At 68.7% G+C, this 14,600-nt stretch carries 15 protein-coding genes; 9 read left to right on the forward strand and 6 right to left on the reverse strand.

Annotation, left to right across the window (positions count from 1 at the left end; all coding sequences use genetic code 11):
- Nucleotides 1-228: 228 nt before the first annotated feature.
- The 6 genes from ACN6O8_RS13085 to ACN6O8_RS13110 all read left to right on the forward strand — a co-directional run bounded on the left by ACN6O8_RS13085 (nt 229) and on the right by ACN6O8_RS13110 (nt 6,269).
- On the forward strand, nt 229-1,242 hold the full coding sequence (locus ACN6O8_RS13085; protein ID WP_427991459.1) for a LacI family DNA-binding transcriptional regulator: 1,014 nt from the start codon (nt 229-231) through the stop codon (nt 1,240-1,242).
- 35 nt (nt 1,243-1,277) lie between these two features.
- Nucleotides 1,278-2,075, forward strand: a complete 798-nt coding sequence (locus tag ACN6O8_RS13090; protein ID WP_427991460.1) for a phosphodiesterase — start codon at nt 1,278-1,280, stop codon at nt 2,073-2,075.
- 123 nt (nt 2,076-2,198) lie between these two features.
- Nucleotides 2,199-3,254 (forward strand): ABC transporter ATP-binding protein, encoded by a 1,056-nt coding sequence (locus ACN6O8_RS13095; protein WP_427991461.1) that lies wholly within the window; start codon nt 2,199-2,201, stop codon nt 3,252-3,254.
- Between the two features lie 33 nt (nt 3,255-3,287).
- On the forward strand, nt 3,288-4,583 hold the full coding sequence (locus ACN6O8_RS13100) for an ABC transporter substrate-binding protein (protein WP_427991462.1): 1,296 nt from the start codon (nt 3,288-3,290) through the stop codon (nt 4,581-4,583).
- A 13-nt stretch (nt 4,584-4,596) separates the two neighbouring features.
- Complete coding sequence (locus ACN6O8_RS13105; RefSeq protein ID WP_006386978.1) at nt 4,597-5,472, forward strand: carbohydrate ABC transporter permease; 876 nt, start codon at nt 4,597-4,599, stop codon at nt 5,470-5,472.
- A complete protein-coding gene (locus ACN6O8_RS13110) occupies nt 5,469-6,269 on the forward strand; it encodes a carbohydrate ABC transporter permease (protein ID WP_427991463.1) in 801 nt (266 codons plus the stop codon). Before ACN6O8_RS13105 ends, ACN6O8_RS13110 begins: the two co-directional genes overlap by 4 nt.
- Nucleotides 6,270-6,281: 12 nt before the next feature.
- Here the strand turns inward: ACN6O8_RS13110 and ACN6O8_RS13115 are convergent, their stop codons facing one another.
- The 6 genes from ACN6O8_RS13115 to ACN6O8_RS13140 form a co-directional block, all read right to left on the reverse strand.
- Nucleotides 6,282-8,681 (reverse strand): hypothetical protein, encoded by a 2,400-nt coding sequence (locus tag ACN6O8_RS13115; RefSeq protein ID WP_427991464.1) that lies wholly within the window; start codon nt 8,679-8,681, stop codon nt 6,282-6,284.
- Nucleotides 8,682-8,695: 14 nt separating this feature from the next.
- Nucleotides 8,696-9,124, reverse strand: coding sequence for a type III secretion system chaperone (locus tag ACN6O8_RS13120; RefSeq protein WP_427991465.1), 429 nt, complete (start codon nt 9,122-9,124; stop codon nt 8,696-8,698).
- A gap of 26 nt (nt 9,125-9,150) precedes the next feature.
- Nucleotides 9,151-9,573 carry a type III secretion system chaperone gene (locus ACN6O8_RS13125; RefSeq protein WP_427991466.1) on the reverse strand — a complete coding sequence of 141 codons (423 nt, stop codon included), beginning with the start codon at nt 9,571-9,573 and terminating at the stop codon, nt 9,151-9,153.
- A gap of 28 nt (nt 9,574-9,601) precedes the next feature.
- Nucleotides 9,602-10,060, reverse strand: coding sequence for a type III secretion system chaperone (locus ACN6O8_RS13130; RefSeq protein WP_427991467.1), 459 nt, complete (start codon nt 10,058-10,060; stop codon nt 9,602-9,604).
- A 198-nt stretch (nt 10,061-10,258) separates the two neighbouring features.
- Complete coding sequence (locus ACN6O8_RS13135; protein ID WP_427991468.1) at nt 10,259-10,576, reverse strand: hypothetical protein; 318 nt, start codon at nt 10,574-10,576, stop codon at nt 10,259-10,261.
- 81 nt (nt 10,577-10,657) lie between these two features.
- Complete coding sequence (locus tag ACN6O8_RS13140; protein WP_427991469.1) at nt 10,658-11,002, reverse strand: DUF1840 domain-containing protein; 345 nt, start codon at nt 11,000-11,002, stop codon at nt 10,658-10,660.
- 319 nt (nt 11,003-11,321) lie between these two features.
- Here ACN6O8_RS13140 and argS point away from each other — a divergent pair, with 319 nt between their 5' ends.
- The 3 genes from argS (at nt 11,322) to ACN6O8_RS13155 (ending at nt 14,466) form a co-directional block, all read left to right on the forward strand.
- The gene (gene argS / locus ACN6O8_RS13145) at nt 11,322-13,022 is read left to right on the forward strand and encodes an arginine--tRNA ligase (RefSeq protein ID WP_427991470.1); all 1,701 of its coding nucleotides are present in this window, start codon (nt 11,322-11,324) and stop codon (nt 13,020-13,022) included.
- A 9-nt stretch (nt 13,023-13,031) separates the two neighbouring features.
- Nucleotides 13,032-13,748 (forward strand): SPOR domain-containing protein, encoded by a 717-nt coding sequence (locus ACN6O8_RS13150; protein ID WP_427991471.1) that lies wholly within the window; start codon nt 13,032-13,034, stop codon nt 13,746-13,748.
- A gap of 85 nt (nt 13,749-13,833) precedes the next feature.
- Nucleotides 13,834-14,466, forward strand: coding sequence for a thiol:disulfide interchange protein DsbA/DsbL (locus ACN6O8_RS13155; protein WP_427991472.1), 633 nt, complete (start codon nt 13,834-13,836; stop codon nt 14,464-14,466).
- Nucleotides 14,467-14,600 lie beyond the last annotated feature (134 nt).

Here is a 14,600-nt window from a genome sequence, read left to right on the forward strand (position 1 = left end):
GCGTCCCGCATGATGCATGCCGTTCATGACAGACCCAGCCATTGTGCGCGTTGCGTCAATTGGGAAAACCACTGAAAAAAACACGTTTTCACAGGGATTTCGAGCCGCGCCGCGCCTTGGCCTTATGTTGTTGCGTTGTTATCAGCATAGCTCAAACCGATGCAACACAAAGGTCATAATTGTCTTGTAAAATGAAAACGTTTTCAGCAAATTCCCGGCAATATCATCATGGCGTCGCGCGCATCGCCCCGCTTTTCGATTATCGAAGTGGCCCGCAAGGCGGGGGTCTCCCCCGCCACCGTGTCGCGCGCGTTCAACCAGCCTGAAATCGTCCATCCGGATACGCTGGCGCACATTCGTGCCATCGCCAAGCGCGCGGGCTTTCGCCCCAATCGCGTCGGCCGCAGTCTGCGCTCCGGCAGCACTCGCACCATCGGATTGATCCTGCCGACGCTGTCCAATCCGGTGTTCGCGGAATGCTTCGAAGGCGCGGAGCGGCGCGCCCGCGAATCCGGCTACAGCGTGATGCTGACCGCCACCGGCTATGACCCGGCGGTGGAATCGGCGGCGGTCCAGGGCCTGATCGATCACCAGGTCGACGGCCTGATCCTGACGGTGGCGGACGCGGCCCGCAGCGCCACGCTGGACGACCTGGACAGCGCCGGCATGCCCTACGTGCTGGTCTACAACGAATCCGCCGACCACCCCTATGCCTCGGTCGACAACCGCGCCGCCGCCATCGACATGGTCTCGCACCTGGCCGCGCTGGGACACCGCCGCATCGCCATCGTGACCGGCCCGCTGACCGCCTCGGATCGCGCGCGCCGCCGCCTGTCGGGCGCGCGCGCCTGCGCCAAGAAACTGGGCCTGGAGCCGATCCAGCACATCGCCATGGGTTCGCACACCGGCAGCGATGCCGAGGCCCTCAAGTCCGCCTTGCGCGGCAAGCAGGCGCCCACGGCGCTGTTCTGTTCCAACGACCTGCTGGCCACCGCGGTGATTGCCGACCTGGTGGCGCTGGGTCTGTCGGTGCCGTCCGATATTTCCGTGTGCGGCTTCGACGGCATGCGGTTCGGCGCCTTGTTGACGCCGCCGCTGACCACTGTCGCGCAACCCAGCGACGGCATCGGCCAGGCCGCCTGCTCCAACCTGCTGGCGCAGATCCACGGCCAGCCGCCCCAATCCAATCGCCTGCCGCACTGCATCGTGGTGGGCGGCACCGCGGCGCCGGTGCGCCGCTGAACCATTCAGAATAAATAACGATCGAGACACGCTTCATGCTCATCGCACAGATCACCGACCTGCACATGCGCACCCCGGGCGACAAGGCCTACGGCATCATCGACCCGGCCGCCTTCCTCGGCCCGGCGGTGCGCGCGCTCAACGCCCTGACGCCGCGCCCGGATTGCGTGCTGATCACCGGCGACCTGACCGACCTGGGCCGTCCGCATGAATACCAGGCGCTGCGCGACCACTTGCAGGCGCTTGAAATCCCTTATTTCCTGCTGCCCGGCAACCACGATGACCGCGCGCAATTGCGCGCAGCCTTCCCGGAACATGGCTACCTGCAAGGCCAGGGGCCGTTCATCCAGTACGCGGTGGAAACGTATCCGCTGCGCCTGCTGGCGCTGGACACCGTGGTGCCGATGAAAAGCCACGGCGAGCTGTGCGACGCGCGGCTGGGCTGGCTGGCCGCGCGGCTGGCCGAACAGCCCGACCGTCCGACGCTGGTGCTGATGCACCATCCGCCGTTCCAGACCGGCATCGAGCACATGGATGACATCGGCCTGCTGGCCGGCGGCCCGGAACTGGAACGCATCGTGGCGCGCTATCCGCGCGTCGAACGGGTGCTGTGCGGCCATCTGCACCGCACCATCTTCCGCCGCTTCGGCGGGACGATCGCCTCGACCTGTCCCGGCACCGCGCACCAACTGGCGCTGGAGCTGGGGCCGCGCCCGGCCTTGCAGTACATCATGGAGCCGCCGGGCTATCAGTTGCACTGGTGGCACGACGGCGCGCTGGTCACCCACCATGCCGTGATTGGGGAATACCCCGGGCCGTATCCCTTCGCTTGAGGCCCCGATCTCGATTACAAACACTATGCCTTGCCATATCTCCGTCATGTTTGCGCTGCACAATGAAAAGGTTTTCATCGCACGCGCCGCAGACGGATCAGAAAACTAGATCCAAGAGACAGCATGTCATCCATCGTTCTGGATAACCTCACCAAGCAATACGGCGGCGCGGCCGCGATCCACGGCGTCAGCTTCACCGTGCCGGCCGGCAGCTTCACCGTGCTGCTGGGCCCGTCGGGCTGCGGCAAGTCGACCACCCTGCGCATGATCGCCGGGCTGGACACGCCCACGTCCGGCACCATCCGCATCGGCGACCGCGATGTCACCCAGTTGCCGCCCGCCAAGCGCCGCATTTCCATGGTGTTCCAGTCGTACGCGCTGTTCCCGCACCTGTCGGTGCGCGAGAACATCCTGTTCGGCCTGAAGGTGCGCAAGGAACCGGCGCGTGACTACGACCGGCGCCTGCAACGCGTGGCCTCGCTGCTGGGCCTGGGCCATCTGCTGGACCGCAAGCCGTCGCAACTGTCGGGCGGCCAGCAACAACGCGTGGCGCTGGGCCGCGCGGTGATTTCCGAAGCGCCGGTGTGCCTGATGGACGAGCCGCTGTCCAACCTGGACGCGCAGTTGCGCCACGAGATGCGCCGCGAGATCCGCGCCTTGCAGCAGGATCTGGGCATCACCATGGTGTACGTCACGCACGACCAGACCGAGGCCATGAGCATGGCCGACCAGGTGGTGCTGCTGCGCGGCGGCCAGATCGAACAGCACGATACGCCGGACGGCCTGTACGCCCGCCCGGCCAGCGAATTCGCGGCCCGTTTCATCGGCACGCCGCCCATGAACCTGATCAATCTGATGCCGCTTCAGGGCGCCACCGTGATCGCCGGCACCCACGGCCCGGCCATCGCCGGCGCGCCGGAAGGCGCCGCCAAGCTGGGCGTGCGCCCCGAGCACATCCGCATCGGCGGCGACGGCATCGCCGCCACGGTGGAAAGTGTGGAGTACTTCGGCGCCGATTCCATCGTGGTCTGCCGCATCGGCGACAGCGGCGGCGTGGCGGTGCGCGTGGGCGGCCATCTGCGCGCCCGTGCCGGCGAGGCGCTGCGCCTGTCGTGGCCGGCCGAGCAACAGCATTTCTTTGCCGCCGACTCGGCGGTCATCAACACCGTCGGGCGCTGAAGACGCCCAAGCCACAGGAAAGGAAACGCAATCATGCGACGCATCGTACTCAAGACCCTGGCCGCCAGCCTTGCCGCCGCCTGCCTGTCGCTGCCCGTTCAGGCGCAGCAAAAGCCGGTCGAAGTGGAGTTCTACTACCCAGTCGCCGTGGGCGGCCCGATCACCAAGATCGTCGACGACATGGTGACGGACTTCGAAAAGGAAAACCCCGGCATCAAGATCAAGCCGATCTACGCCGGCTCGTACCAGGATTCGATCGCCAAGGCGCTGACCGCGCTCAAGGGCGGCACGCCGCCGCAGTTGGCCGTGCTGCTGTCGACCGACATGTTCACGCTGATCGACGAAGACGCCATCGTGCCGATCGACTCGCTGGCCAAGAGCGACGCCGACAAGAAGTGGCTGGGCGGATTCTACGACGCCTTCATGCAGAACAGCCGCACCGGCGGCCACACCTGGGGCGTGCCGTTCCAGCGTTCGACCATCGTGATGTACTACAACAAGGATCTGTTCAAGGCCGCCGGCCTGGATCCCGAGCGCGCGCCCGCCACCTGGGCCGAGCTGGTGGAATACGGCAAGAAGCTGACCCGCCAGGACGCCAGCGGCAACACCACCCAGTGGGGCATCGAGATCCCGTCGGGCGGCGCCTTCGCCTACTGGCTGTTCCAGGCCCTGACCACGCCCAACGGCGCGATCCTGATGAACGAGGCCGGCAACGAGGTCTACCTGGACAAGCCCGCCGTGGTCGAGGCCGCGCAATTCTGGCGCGACCTGTCGGCCAAGCACAAGGTCATGCCCACCGGCACGATTGACTGGGGCACCACGCCCAAGGACTTCCTGGAAAAGAAGGCCGCCATCATCTGGACCACCACGGGCAACCTGACCAACATCCGCAAGAACGCCGACTTCCCGTTCGGCGTGGCGATGATGCCGCAGCAAAAGCGCGGCGGCAGCCCGACCGGCGGCGGCAACTTCTACATCTTCAAGAGCGGCACGCCCGAGCAGCAGCAGGCCGCGCTGAAGTTCGCGCAGTGGGCCACCACGCCCGAGCGCGCCGCCGACTGGAGCATCGCCACCGGCTACGTGGCCGTGACGCCGGCCGCCTGGCAGACCGAGAAGATGAAGAAGTACGCGCAGGAAGTGCCGGCCGCCGCCGTGGCGCGCGACCAGTTGCAGGTGAGCGTGGCGGAGTTCTCGACCCACGAGAACCAGCGCGTCACCAAGGCCCTGAACGACGCCCTGCAGGCGGCGCTGACCGGCTCGAAGACGCCGCAGCAGGCGCTGACGGACGCCCAGCGCGAAGCCGAACGCATCCTGCGTTCCTACAAGTAAATCCGCAAGCACGATGAGCCGCTCTTTGAATGCGCTTTATGGCTGGCTGCTGTTGCTGCCAGCCATCGTGCTGCTCGCCGCGTTCACGCACTACCCGGCGCTGGCGACGCTCTGGCACAGCTTCTTTTCCACCCCCAAGGGCGCGCGCCCGGCCCGCTTCGTCGGGCTGGACAACTACGCCGTCATGCGCGACGACCCGGTGTTCTGGCAATCGCTCTGGAACAACCTGTGGTTCGCCCTGGGCACCATCCCGACCTCGATCGGCATCGCGCTGGTCATGGCGCTGTGGGTCAACCGCAACCTGCGCGGGCGCGGTTTCCTGCGCATGGCGTACTTCACGCCGACGGTGCTGCCGATGGTGGCGGTGGCCAATATCTGGCTGTTCTTCTACACCCCGCAGTACGGCCTGATCGCGCAGGTGATGCAACTGTTCGGCTCGCCCGGCCCCAACTGGCTCGGCAACCGCGAGACGGCGCTGCCGGCGCTGATGCTGGTGACGGTGTGGAAGGAATCGGGTTTCTTCATGATCTTCTACCTGGCCGCGTTGCAGACGGTGTCGCCATCGCTGCGCGAGGCGGCGATGCTGGAAGGGGCCTCGCGCTGGCAGTACTTCCGGCGCGTGCTATGGCCACTGTTGATGCCGACCACGCTGTTCGTGCTGATCAACGCGCTGATCAACGCCTTCCGGCTGGTGGACCACGTAGTGGTCATGACCCGCGGCGGGCCCGACAACGCCAGCACGCTGCTGCTGTATTACATCTACCAGGTGGGCTTCAGTTTCTGGGACACCGCCTACGCCGCGACGCTGACCGTCGTGCTGCTGGTGGTGCTGGCGCTGACGGCGCTGGTCAAGTTCCGCTGGCTGGACCGCAGGACGCACTACCAATGAAAGACAAGCTCGATACCCTGGGCGCGTGGGCGCTGGGCCTGTTGTGGATTCTGCCGCTGGCGTATGCCGTGTGGGCGGCGTTCCATCCGCCGGCCTACGCCACCCGCTTCGATCTGTTCGCCCCGCTCACGCTCGACAACTTCGCGCGCGCCTGGCACGCGGCGCCGTTCCCGCGCTACTTCGCCAATACCTTCCTGCTGGTGACGATGGTGCTGGCGGCGCAACTGGTGCTGTCGACGCTGGCCGGCTACGCGTTCGCGCGCTTCGAGTTCCGCGGCCGCGACTTCGTCTTCATGCTGGTGCTGTTGCAGCTGATGATCATGCCGGACGTGCTGCTGGTGGAGAACTACCGCTCGATGAGCCAACTGGGCATCCGCGACACGGTGTTCGCCATCGGCCTGCCGTACTTCGCCTCGGCCTTTGGCATCTTCCTCTTGCGCCAGACCTTCAAGACGGTGCCGCGCGAGCTGGAGGAGGCCGCGCGCATGGAAGGCGCCAACGCGCTGCAGGTGCTGTGGAAGGTGTACGTGCCGCTGGCCAAGCCGATCTACGTGGCCTACGGACTGGTGTCGGTCAGCCACCACTGGAACAACTTCCTGTGGCCGCTGATCATCACCAACTCGGTCGAATCGCGACCGCTGACGGTGGGCCTGCAGGTGTTCTCGTCCACCGACCAGGGCATCGACTGGTCGGTGATCACCGCCGCCACGCTGATGTCGGCGGCGCCGCTGCTGATCGCCTTCCTGCTGTTCCAACGCCAGTTCGTGCAGTCGTTCATGCGCGCCGGCATCCGCTGAGCCGCGCCGGGCCTAGGCCCGGCCGGCCAGGAAAGCCGGATTCTGCCAGCCTTGCAGGTCGCGCACCTGCTGCTGATCGCCGGCGATCAGGCTGGTTTCGCGCTGCACGGCGGCCATCAGCGAGGACTGGTGCGCCTCGAGCTGCTCGCGCGACCAGCCAGAGAAATCCGCCTGCCGCTCGCCGGTCTGCGCCGGGGTGTGCAGCGCCTGGTACATGGACAGCAGCACGTCGCGCTCATTGGCCAAGGGATTGAACACCGGCCGCGCCTGCCCGGCAACGAAGCGGATGCGCAGTTCGGCGCCGCCCTGGGCATCCAGCGCGGTTTCGAACTGCATGCCGCGCGCGCCCTCGGGAAAGCCGCGCCGGTGGTCATCCAGCGTCAACCGGCCCGGCGCGCCCGCGGCGTCGCCGACCATGGCGCCGGTGTAGGCCGACGGCGCATGCATCAGGAAGCTGTACAGCTTGCGGTCGGGGTCGGCCACCGACAAGCTGCCGTCGGCGTTGCGGGTAACGGCGGGATCCTGGCCGCCGCCGGCCTCGGCCGCGGCGGCGAAATACCACGCCATGGCGCGCGCGGTGGTCAGGTTGGCCGTGATCGCGACCTGCTCGATGCCTTCGCCCACCGCGATGGCGCCGAAGGCGGCCTGGTCATTGGCGCGCAGGGCACGGGTCAGGTTCTCGCCGATGTGCATCTGGCGGCGCACGTCGGCCAGCTCGTGCGCGGCGCCGGCGTTGGTGGCGCGCTGCATCACCCGCACGTCGACGCCGTCACGCACGATGCCGCCCGCGCCCGGCGACGCCAGCAGGCTGAGCGCGGCGCGGCCGGCGCCCTGGGTGTAGGCCAGTTCGCTCTTGCCCGCCGCGCGGCGTTCCAGCAGCCGTCCCGGCACATTGGGCAGGTCCGCCAGGAAACGGCCGACACTGGACAGACCGCGCGCGATCGAACCGAAGAAGGACTGGAACGCCGACTTGGCGCGCGCCGCCAGGCCCAATGTCTGGGCGCGTGCCTGGCCATCGCCCAGGGCGACCGGATGGCGCGGGGCGGCGCCTTGCGCAGCGCCGGACGGCGCGGTCTTGAGCGCCTCGCCGACCTGCGCCAGTTCGCGTTGCAGCGCGTCCAGGCGCGGCGCGCGTTCCAGCGATACCAGCATGGTGCGCTCGGCCGCGGTCTGGCGCGACTGTTCCTGTGCGATCAGGTTGTCGAGTTCCTTGAACTGCGGCTGCAACGCTTGCAGGGTGCTTTCGACCAGGCTGAGCGCCGCGCGGTTGCTCGCCAGTGCCGGGAAATCGCGCAGCGCGGTCAGGCCCAGGTAGGCGCCCCCGAGCACGGCGGTGGCATTGATGCCGATGCCGGTCGGCGTCCAGCCCATGGGGGACGTGATGACGCTGGTGGCGGTCGGGATCGCCACCGCCGCGGTGGTCCAGCCCAGCGTGGTCAGGCCGGCCGACATGGCGCCGCGCACCTGGTGGTTCCAGCGCGAGAGGGTGTCCCAGGTGGACAGCGTTGGGGCATTCAGACGCTCACCGTCAGGCACGCGCAGCGCGTCGCCGCCCATGCGGCGCAGTTGCTCGTTGAGATTGGCCATCTCTGCGTCGATCTTGCCGGCGACCTGGCCGGCACGCGCCAGGTTGCGTTCGGAGACGGTCTGGCCGGACGCCGCGCCGGCGCCTTCGGCTGCCGGCGAACCGCCGCCCGGCAGGTAGCTTCGGACCGTGCTCGCCACGCTCGCGGCGGTACCGGCCACGGTCGAGGTCACCGCGCTCAGCGCATTGCCGCCGTAGGCCATCAGGCGGCCGAGGATGCCGTCCTGCTGCTGTTGCGTCTGCTGCGCCACGGTCTCGCGGGCGGGCGTGGGCCCGCTGTCGGCCTGGAGCGGCAGGGCATCGACCTCGCCCAGCAGGGACGACAGCGGCAGGATTTCCACCTCGTCCAGGGAGGCCGGACGCGTCGCGCCGCCCGGCCCATCCGCCAATGCCTGCCGTTCCAACTGGCGGGCGTTGTAGGCGGCGACGCCGTCTTCGTCGCAATCGAAGAACTCGTCATCGTCGTCGTCATCGATCTCGGTCAGCGTATCGTCGTCGTCCGTGTCGGTGCGCAGGGTGTCATCGATGTCGGCGTCGGCCCGCACCTCGGCATCATCGTCCAGCGGGTCGCCGTGCATGGCGAAGGTGAACGCCTCGGCGGCTTGCCAGAAGGCCGAGAGCGCGCCGCTGAACCACCCCCGAGTCTGCGCCGCGTCGTCGCGCAATGCCTCGGTGCCGCCCTCGCCGACGGATACCATCGTGCCTTGCAGCCCGCCCTGGCCGGGCTGGGGGGACGTCGCCGTCAGGGAAGCGGCGCCCGTCGTGACAGGCTGCGGCGAAAGCGGCTCGCCACCGGCCACGCGGCCGGCATTGGGATTGATGAACATGGCGGGGCTCCCGGTCAGGCGGCCAGTTGCGGCCATTCAGGGGTGACGCGGCCCTGCACGACATCGCGCCACAACAGCGCGACGTCGGCAAAAGCATCCAGCGCGGCGGCCAGCGCCGGCGCGTCGCACAGGGCCAGCGGCGCGCGCGCGCAGAGCACGACGGCACCGGTGCCCGCCTGCAGGCCCAGGGTGCAGCCGCCGGTGCCGACCCACAGCGCATTGGCTTCGAGCATCAGCTGCAGCAGCTTGTCGCGGGCGACCTGCGGCGCCGGCCGCCCCAGCGTGGCGAAAAAGGCGATGTCGCCGCGATCGGCGTCGCCTTCGGCCGACAGGCCGACCACGATGTCGGCGATGACCAGTTCCTGGTTGGCCAGGAAATCCTCGATCGGCGCCAGGCCGGCAAGGCGCGCGTAGTCTTCGAGCAGCGTTTCATAGCGGGACATGGGAAAGCTCCTGTCGCAAAGCGGATTCAGCGGGGGCCGGCGGGATGGCCCAGCCCTTGGTCAAGGGCGGTCGCCCAGGCGGCCGACACTTCGGCCAGGTCACGCCAGGCCTGCGCCAGGCGCGCGGACGGCTGATCCAGCGGCTGGCGGCTGGCGAGCACCAGATGGCCCGATTGCTGCAGGCCGAGGGTGGCCCCGCGCGTGGCGGGACCGAGGGTGTTGGCCTGCAACAGCAACGGCAGCAGGCCCGCGGGCGGGTCGGCCGGCAGCGGCTGCGTGCCGATCCGGCAGGCGCCTTGCATGGCGCCCCCCAGCCCGTCATCCACGTAGGCCAGGGCGATGGCGATGCCATCGATGACGAGTTCCTGGCGGGCGGCCAGCGCCGTCGCCGGCACCCCGATATGGGTGGCAAGGTCGGCCAGGGCGGTGTGATAGCGTTCTTCGGACACGGCAAGGGCTCCAGCGGGAAACGGGGAATCAGGCGCGCAGGTGCAGCATGCCGGCCTCGGCCCCGGCCGCCGCCGGGGTCGCCCGCCGCGTGAGCTGCGCCGTCCAGGTCTGGGCATCGACCAGCAACCCGGCCAACAGGGCGTCCAGCGAGGCCGGTGTCAGCGAGCCGATGCGGCGCGCCGCGCTGAGCATCACGGTGTCGTGGCCGCGCAGGCCGAGCGTGGCGCCATGGGTGCCGGCCCACAGATTGTTGGCCTGCAGCAGCAGCCGGCAGACCGCGCCGGGCAGTCCTTGCGCAAAGCGTGCCACATCGGTGCGGCACACCAGCAGGCCGTCGCCGGGATCGGCGTCGGCGGCGGCGGGCACGCACCACAGGCCGACGGCGCGCCCGTCGATGACGACTTGCTGGGTGCGCGCCACCTCGGCATGGGCCGGCCGATGGCGCGCATAGGCGTTCAACAGGGCGAGATAGCGATCCTGGCTCATGTCACGGCTTCCGCGAAAGGGGTGATCGGCGGATGGCGCCGGGCCACCCTCGCCCATGAGTAACGGCCGGGCCGGATTGGTTCCGTGGCGGCGGAAGGGGCGGCGCGCCGGGGCGCCGCAGGAAACTGCCCGCCCAAAGAAAAAGCCGGATTCGGCATCGAATCCGGCTGCGGGGACGGGCGGCGGGCGCCCGGCGGGTCAGTAACCGACCGTCAGGCCGGGCAGGTCCACGGTGATGCGCGGGCGCTCCAGCGCCAGCGCGAGATTTTCGGCGAATTCGCGCGCTTCCTTTTCATCGGTGGAGAGCGTCTCGAAGCCAAGCGCGTCGGCCACGCCCAGCACCTTGTCCAGCAGCAGCACCTTGCCGCTGGGGCGCAGCGGCTCACAACCCAGGGTTTCCCAGGCGCCGTCGAACCAGTCGCGGGCCTGGTTCTGGCGCTGCGGGCTGGGCTCGACGTTGGCCGAGAGATCCAGCGAGCGCCGGGGATCGAAAACGATGGTGATGTCGCTGCGCATGGGGCGAATTCCTTGAAATGGCATCAGCCGCAAAGGGTAGGCAAAAAACGCCGGGCAGATTGTCCGTCCGGCGACATTGGCTTACCAGCCGCGCGACACCTCCCAGGTGACTTCGGCGCCGGCCGCCTGTGACTGGCGCATCATATCCAGCAGCGGGAAGGCGCGTTCCTTCAGGCCGACCGCGCGCGCCATGGGCGCCACCGGCGGCTTGTCCTCGTCTTCCTCTTCCTCGACGGGGGAGTCCTGGGACGCTTCGATGGCCCGCTCGATACCCTGGATGGCCGCGGCGAGCTGGTCGGCGGTGAACACGCCGCGCTCGGGGATCTTGTCGCCGAAGGATTTACCGGCGGCCTGCAGCAGGACGCCGGCGTGGTCGGTCAGCATCAGGACCTCGGCCGCGACCTTGGAGTGAAACGTAATCAGCATATTCCGGTCTCCCTACGGATTGAATACCTTCCATACACTACCGCAACGCCCTGGGGATGCCAACTGGCCCCGGCGCAGCGCGGGCGGGCGCCCCGGCCAACAGCGGCCACGCCCGGGTGACGCCCGCCAAATCAAGCTATGATTCAGGAGATTCCCGTGACGGCAGGATCCCGCGGCGGCCGAGAATCCGGCGCCCGCGCGATCGTGTCCCCGAGGCGCGCCGGCCGGCCGATCCCGCCCCCTGGCGCCGCCGGCGGGCCCGCCCGCGAGGCCACGGCCCGGCGCTCTCGTCACCCACCCAGAACTTCTCCAGACGCCCATGCTCCCCGAGCAACAAAAACAGCTTATCTCCCTGATCCAGGCCGCCGTCGCGCAGAGCCTGCCCGACGCCCAGGCCAATACGGCCCACGCCAACGTGCTGCTGGAGCGCCCCAAGGTCGCCGCCCATGGCGACGTCGCCACCAACGTGGCCATGCAACTGGCCAAGCCGGCCAAGCGCAACCCGCGTGAACTGGCCCAGGCCATCGTCGACGCGCTGCTGGCCCTGCCCGGCGCCCGCGACCTGGTGGAAAGCGCCGAGATCGCCGGTCCCGGCTTCATCAACCTGCGCGTCACCGCCGCCGCCCGCCAGGCGGTCATCAAAGCCGTGGCCGAGCAGGGCGAGGCCTTCGGCCGCTCGCCCCGCAGCGGCGAGAAGATCCTGGTGGAATTCGTGTCCGCCAACCCCACCGGCCCGCTGCACGTCGGCCATGCCCGCCAGGCCGCTTTGGGCGACGCCCTGTGCCGCCTGTACGACGCCATCGGCTGGGACGTCACCCGCGAGTTCTATTACAACGACGCCGGCAACCAGATCGAGAACCTGGCCATCAGCGTGCAGGCGCGCGCCCGCGGCCTGACGACTGACTCGCCCGAGTGGCCCGCCGACGGCTACAAGGGCGACTACATCCTGGACATCGCCCGCGACTTCCAGGCCGGCAAGACCCTGCAGGCCTCGGACGGCGAACCCGTCACCGCCACCGGCAACATCGACAGCCTGGAAGACATCCGCGCCTTCGCCGTGGCCTACCTGCGCCGCGAGCAGGATCTGGACCTGCAGGCGTTCGGGCTGAAGTTCGACAACTACTACCTGGAAAGCTCGTTGTACACCTCGGGCCGGGTCGAGGCCACCGTCAAGGCGCTGATCGCCGGCGGCCATACCTATGAAGAGGGCGGCGCGCTGTGGCTGCGCACCACCGAACTGGGCACGGGCGACGACAAAGACCGCGTCATGCGCAAGAGCGAGGGCGGCTACACCTATTTCGTGCCGGACGTGGCCTACCACAAGGCCAAGTGGGAACGCGGTTTCCACCGCGCCGTGAACATACAGGGCAGCGACCACCACGGCACCGTGGCGCGCGTGCGCGCCGGCCTGCAGGCGCTGGAAGAGGGCATTCCCAAGGACTACCCGGCGTACGTGCTGCACAAGATGGTCAAGGTGATGCGCGGCGGCCAGGAGGTCAAGATCTCCAAGCGCGCCGGCAGCTACGTGACCATGCGCGACCTGATCGACTGGGTCGGCCGCGACGCCGTGCGCTATTTCCTGATCCAGCGCCGCGCCGACACCGAATTCGTGTTCGACGTCGACCTGGCCCTGTCCAAGAGCGACGAGAACCCCGTCTATTACATCCAGTACGCGCACGCCCGCATCTGCTCGGTCATCAACAACGCTGGCATGCCGGCGGCGGACGTGGCCGCGGCCGATGCCTCCCTGCTGACCGCCCCGAGCGAATTCGCGCTGATGCAGCGCCTGGCCGAATTCCCTCACGTGGTGGCGCTGGCCGCCCAGGAACTGGCTCCGCACCACATCGCCTTCTGGCTGCGCGACTGCGCCGCGGACTTCCACGGCTGGTACAACGCCGAGCGCGTGCTGGTCGACGACACCGCCCTCAAGCTGGCGCGCCTGCGCCTGGCCGCGACCACGCGCCAGGTGCTGGCCAACGGCCTGGCGCTGTTGGGCGTGTCCGCCCCCGAGCGGATGTAACATCGGTACATGGCCACCAAGCGCAAACCCACCCGCCGGTCAGGCGAAAGCGGCAGCACCCTGTATGGGGCGCTGGCCGGCCTGCTCCTCGGCTTGATCGTCGCCGCCGTCGTGGCGTTCTACGTCACCAAGGCCCCCGTGCCCTTCGTCGACCGCGCCACCCGCCAGGGCGATGCCGGCAAACTGCCGGATCCGCGCAACGCGCCGGATCCCAACGCGGGCCTGTATGGCCGCGACGGCGCGGCGGGCTCCCCGCCCACCGGCCCGACCGCCACGGCGCCCGCGCCGCTGCCGGGCGCGGGCGGCACCGAGCCAGGGCGCAAGTCGGACGATCTGGGCGCGCTCATCGCCACCCTGCCGACTTCCAACCCTCCCCCCGCGCCCCCCCCGGCACCGGCGGCCAGCGCGCCGCCCACGCCCATCGCCAAGGTGGCGCCGACCCCGGCGCCGGCGGCCAAGGCGCCGGTCGCCAGCGCCGCTCCCACGGCTTCGGCCAACGGCTCGTACTACCTGCAAGCCGGCGCCTTCCGGGGCCAGGACGACGCCGAATCGCTCAAGGCCCGCATCATCCTGCTGGGCCTGCCCGTGGCGGTGCAGAAGGCCGAGGTCAACGGCAAGCCGATCAACCGGGTGCGCGTCGGCCCGTTCGCCCGCCTGGACGACATGAACCGCGCCCGTGGCCGGTTGGGCGAGAACAAGATTGAAACGGCGGTGGTGCGCCAGTAACACGGCGCCCGCATCCTGGTTTTGATTGAACTAATCCGGGCCTGGCCCTGTCTGTAACCTTTTTGTTCAGGAACCTCATCCCATCATGCTGTCCCCCAAGCTCATCCGCATTCTGGCAGCCGCCGCGCTGACCGCCACCGCGTTCTTCAGCCCGGCCAGCCACGCCCAGGGCACCCAGGCCTACGTGCCGATCAATCCGCCGCTGCCGTCGGACACCCCGGGCAAGATCGAGGTCCTGGAGTTCTTCGCCTACACCTGCCCGCACTGCGCCGCCATGGAACCCATGGTCGAGGACTGGGCCAAGACCAAGCCCGACGATGTCGTGCTCAAGCAGGTGCCGATCGCCTTCAACGCCGGCATGAAGCCCCTGCAACAGCTTTACTACACGCTGCTGGCCCTGGACCGCCCCGACCTGCACGCCAAGGTCTTCACCGCCATCCATGGCGAGCACAAGCGTCTGATCGACAAGAAGGCCATGGGCGAATGGGCCGCCGCGCAAGGCGTGGACCGCGCCAAGTTCGACTCGGTGTTCGATTCGTTCAGCGTCCAGACCCAGGTGCAGCGCGCCAACCAGCTGGCCGACGCCTATCGCATCGACGGCACGCCGTCGTTCGCGGTGGGCGGCAAGTTCATGACCTCGCCGGTCATGGCGGGCAACAGCTACGAAGGCGCCCTGCAGGAAGTGAACAAGCTGATTCCGATGGCCCGCGGCAAGTGATGATTCCCCGCCACGGCTGAAATCGAAGCGCCCCGTGCCAGTTGGCCGGGGCGTTTTGCATGGGGTCTGCGGCAATGCGCACATACCCATGATGGACGACCACAGCGACGCCCTCGCCGGCCGCGTGGGCACGT

It is taken from the genome of Achromobacter sp. (assembly GCF_050285565.1).
Classification (GTDB): Bacteria; Pseudomonadota; Gammaproteobacteria; order Burkholderiales; family Burkholderiaceae_B; genus Achromobacter.

What these genes read in the sequence shown, in the direction of transcription:
- ACN6O8_RS13150 (WP_427991471.1), top strand. Translation starts at nt 13,032, where the DNA reads ATGGCCACCAAGCGCAAACCCACCCGCCGGTCAGGCGAAAGCGGCAGC.
- ACN6O8_RS13155 (WP_427991472.1), top strand. Translation starts at nt 13,834, where the DNA reads ATGCTGTCCCCCAAGCTCATCCGCATTCTGGCAGCCGCCGCGCTGACC.
- argS (WP_427991470.1), top strand. Translation starts at nt 11,322, where the DNA reads ATGCTCCCCGAGCAACAAAAACAGCTTATCTCCCTGATCCAGGCCGCC.
- ACN6O8_RS13085 (WP_427991459.1), top strand. Translation starts at nt 229, where the DNA reads ATGGCGTCGCGCGCATCGCCCCGCTTTTCGATTATCGAAGTGGCCCGC.
- ACN6O8_RS13105 (WP_006386978.1), top strand. Translation starts at nt 4,597, where the DNA reads ATGAGCCGCTCTTTGAATGCGCTTTATGGCTGGCTGCTGTTGCTGCCA.
- ACN6O8_RS13115 (WP_427991464.1), bottom strand. Translation starts at nt 8,681, where the DNA reads ATGTTCATCAATCCCAATGCCGGCCGCGTGGCCGGTGGCGAGCCGCTT.
- ACN6O8_RS13120 (WP_427991465.1), bottom strand. Translation starts at nt 9,124, where the DNA reads ATGTCCCGCTATGAAACGCTGCTCGAAGACTACGCGCGCCTTGCCGGC.
- ACN6O8_RS13140 (WP_427991469.1), bottom strand. Translation starts at nt 11,002, where the DNA reads ATGCTGATTACGTTTCACTCCAAGGTCGCGGCCGAGGTCCTGATGCTG.
- ACN6O8_RS13090 (WP_427991460.1), top strand. Translation starts at nt 1,278, where the DNA reads ATGCTCATCGCACAGATCACCGACCTGCACATGCGCACCCCGGGCGAC.
- ACN6O8_RS13135 (WP_427991468.1), bottom strand. Translation starts at nt 10,576, where the DNA reads ATGCGCAGCGACATCACCATCGTTTTCGATCCCCGGCGCTCGCTGGAT.
- ACN6O8_RS13110 (WP_427991463.1), top strand. Translation starts at nt 5,469, where the DNA reads ATGAAAGACAAGCTCGATACCCTGGGCGCGTGGGCGCTGGGCCTGTTG.
- ACN6O8_RS13095 (WP_427991461.1), top strand. Translation starts at nt 2,199, where the DNA reads ATGTCATCCATCGTTCTGGATAACCTCACCAAGCAATACGGCGGCGCG.
- ACN6O8_RS13100 (WP_427991462.1), top strand. Translation starts at nt 3,288, where the DNA reads ATGCGACGCATCGTACTCAAGACCCTGGCCGCCAGCCTTGCCGCCGCC.
- ACN6O8_RS13130 (WP_427991467.1), bottom strand. Translation starts at nt 10,060, where the DNA reads ATGAGCCAGGATCGCTATCTCGCCCTGTTGAACGCCTATGCGCGCCAT.